Raw genomic sequence first — 616 nt, 5'->3', positions numbered from 1 at the left:
TGCTCATTGCGGCGAAAGTGCCGCCCTTGTTCCTTTTCGAAGTTCATCAATCAATATTCCTTTGAGACTACTCTGTGAAGAGCGTAGACGTATGCTTAGCCTGCGAGAGAGAGGAAGGAAGGTCGTTATCGATTCATCACTGTCCGAGAAGATCGGTTGCGAGTTTCGGTGTGCCAAGAAGTTGCAAAATACAGAATACTTGATCTCTTAGCATTTTTAGTTCCTACTTACTCCTGAACATAAAAGCATTTGAGGAGTAAAGGCGAAAAGTGTAAAATTTGCTCTGAAGAACATTCGGTTTTCGACATAGGTAAAGAGGAGTGGTCTAATGCATAAAATCTATCAGGTTGATTCATTCACTGCTGTCCCTTTTTCAGGTAATCCCGCCGGAGTATGTATTTTGGAAGGGCAAATAGATGAAAATCTTTGCCTGAAAATCTCATCGGAAATGAATCTGTCAGAGACTGCATTTGTTTGGCCTGAAGAACCGAGTAATACTTTCAATTTGAAATGGTTTACGCCAAAAACGGAAGTCAAAATGTGCGGTCACGCAACTCTTGCAACTGCGTGGATTCAGTTTACGGAGCTGGGTATTAAAGGCGAGATCTTTTACGAA

At 41.9% G+C, this 616-nt stretch carries 1 protein-coding gene; it reads left to right on the top strand.

Features of this window, described 5'->3' with window-relative positions:
- Positions 1-328 precede the first annotated feature (328 nt).
- Positions 329-616 (top strand): PhzF family phenazine biosynthesis protein (locus tag BG32_RS13605; protein ID WP_147435062.1); only part of this gene is annotated, 288 nt, incomplete at its 3' end.

Source organism: Mesotoga sp. HF07.pep.5.2.highcov (genome assembly GCF_003666285.1).
In the GTDB taxonomy this organism is placed as follows: domain Bacteria; phylum Thermotogota; class Thermotogae; order Petrotogales; family Kosmotogaceae; genus Mesotoga; species Mesotoga prima.
Note: the sequence above shows the minus strand (reverse complement) of the source record. Positions and strands in the feature narration are given on the sequence as shown.